At 71.3% G+C, this 2,512-nt stretch carries 2 protein-coding genes; both read left to right on the forward strand.

All coding sequences use genetic code 11. The annotated features are described in order from the left end of the window. Nucleotides 1-542 precede the first annotated feature (542 nt). The gene (locus VGI02_RS27215; RefSeq protein WP_331632879.1) at nucleotides 543-1,301 is read left to right on the forward strand and encodes a MerR family transcriptional regulator; all 759 of its coding nucleotides are present in this window, start codon (nucleotides 543-545) and stop codon (nucleotides 1,299-1,301) included. 119 nt (nucleotides 1,302-1,420) lie between these two features. Further along, the coding region (locus tag VGI02_RS27220; RefSeq protein ID WP_331632881.1) for a ferredoxin reductase at nucleotides 1,421-2,512 on the forward strand (1,092 nt) is incomplete at its 3' end.

Consider the following 2,512-nt stretch of genomic DNA (forward strand, 5'->3'; position numbering starts at 1 on the left):
CGCCGGGAAGGGTGCCGCGCGCGGCGGGGCGACCCGGTAACCGTGCATGCCCGGCCGTCCATGATCGCGATCCGGGTGGTGAAGTGCTCGCTCAGCGAGCACTTCGCCGCCCGGATGTCGATCACAGGGTCGGAGTCGGGCCACCGATCGCGACCGCGGCGCGACTCCCTCGCGCACCGCGGTCCGCCCGCTCCGGGCCGGGGACCGTCAACTGGTTCCCGGTCCGGAGTGCACCGTCCTTGATCAGGGGCACTTCAGGCATCGGACGGGCCCGCTGGCGCTGCGTGGAGTGCCCCTCGTGGGTCACCCATCGCGTCCGCCCTTGATCAGGGGCACTTCAGGCTTCGGACGAGCCCGCTGGCGCTGCGTGGAGTGCCCCTCGTGGGCCACATGCGCGTCCGCCCTTGATCAGGGGCACTTCGGGCCTCGGACGGGCCCGCTGGCTGCGTGGAGTGCCCCTCGTGGGCCGCATCGCGGTACTAGCAGGTACCACGGGTAACACGAACCGGTTCGGCGGAACAACGCTCGTACCGTGGCCGGGCGTGGGGTCCCCGGCGTCGACATGGACGATCGACCGTCTGGCCGTCCATGCTGGGATGACCGTCCGCAACGTGCGCGCCCATGCGGCCCGTGGCCTGCTCCCGCCGCCGCGCATGCAGGGCCGGACCGGGTTCTACGGCGGCGAGCACCTCGCCCGCCTGGAGCTGATCACCCACCTGCAGTCCGAGGGCTTCTCACTCGCCGCGATCGAGCGCCTGGTGGACGCGACGCCGAACCAGACGGCCGAGGGCGCGCTCTCCCAGTACCTCGAGATGTTGATGCCGTGGCAGGCCGAGCCCCCGGTGGACATGCGCCGGGAGGAGTTCGCCTCGTGGGTGGGTGTCGAGCCGGCGCACTACGACATGCTCACCGAGGCGGGCCTGGTCGAGGATCTCGGCGACGGGACCATCCGCGTCCACAGCCCCGGCATGGTGCGGGCCGGGGCGGAGGCGGTCCGTCTCGGGATGCCGCTGGACGCACTGCTCGAGACCCGGCGGGTGGTGCTCGAACAGGTCACCGAGGTGGCGGCGAACTTCGTCGACCTCTTCCGGCGCACGGTCTGGCAGGACTTCGTCGACGACGGCCTGCCCGCGGACCGGTTCGCCGACATCCGTGACGTCGTCGCGAAACTCCAGCCGGTGGCCGCCCAGACCGTCATGTCGGCCTTCCGCGAGTCGATGCCGCGGGCGGTGGGAGACCTCGTCCGTGAGGCCTCCCGCGTCCTCGGTGACGACGACACCGGGCGTCCGGATCGTTCATGACATCCCGCGATGTCATATGACATCGCAGCATGTTTCGATGTGACCCTCATCGGTCATCTAGGGCCCACGCTCCCCGTTCGTCACGGCGGAGCAGTCCCCTGCGACGAAGCGGAGGCGATGTGAACGATTCCCCGGCCGGTCTTCCCCGCTCGGTGCAGCGGCTGCGCGCCGCCGCGTCACGCTTCACCACGCCGTTGCTGCCCGACGACTACCTGACGCTGCTCAACCCGCTGTGGTCCGCGCGGGAGCTGCGGGGCAAGGTCGTCAAGGTCGTGCAGGAGACCGACGACGCCGCCACCCTAGTCATCAAGCCGGGTTGGGGCTGGTCGTTCGACCACCACGCCGGCCAGTACGTCGGCATCGCGGTCCAGGTCGACGGGCGCTTCCACTGGCGCTCGTACTCGCTGACCTCCCCGCCGAAGCGCGACGGCGGCCACCTCTCGGTCACCATCAAGGCGCAGCCCGAGGGCTTCCTGTCCCAGCACCTCGTCCGGGGCGTCGCGCCCGGGACCATCGTTCGGCTGGCGCCGCCGCAGGGTGACTTCGTCCTCCCCGAGCCGCCGCCCAAGAAGATCCTCTTCCTCACCGCGGGCAGCGGGATCACGCCGATCATGGCGTTCCTCCGGACGCTCGACCGGCGCCGGACGATGCCCGACGTGTTCGTCATGCACTCCGCGCCGGACCCGGAGCACTTCCTGTTCTCCGACGAGCTGGCCGACCTCGACCACCGGTACAGCTCGATCACCGTCATCCGCCGCCACACCTCCGAGGACGGCCACCTCGACCTGCGTGACCTCTCGGACGTGTGCCCGGACTGGACCGAGCGCGCGGCGTGGGTCTGCGGGCCGAACGCGATGCTCGACGACGCCGAGGAGGTCTGGAAGGACGCGGGCGTCGAGGACCAGCTGCACGTCGAGCGCTTCTCGGCCAACCTCGCGGGCGGCGAGGCCGAGGGCGGCACCGTCACGTTCTCGCAGTCCGACGCCGAGGTCGAGATCGACGGGGCGACGACGCTGCTCGAGGGCGGCGAGCAGGCCGGGCTGAAGCTGCCGTTCGGCTGCCGCATGGGCATCTGCCACACCTGCGTCGTGCCGCTGCGCTCGGGCGTCGTGCGCGACCTGCGCGACGGCACCGAGCACCGGGCCGACGGCACCGGCGGCCAGAGCTGGGACGCCGTCAAGATCCAGACATGCATCACGGCGGCGGCGGGC

It is taken from the genome of Actinomycetospora sp., assembly GCF_036497245.1.
GTDB lineage: Bacteria > Actinomycetota > Actinomycetes > Mycobacteriales > Pseudonocardiaceae > Actinomycetospora.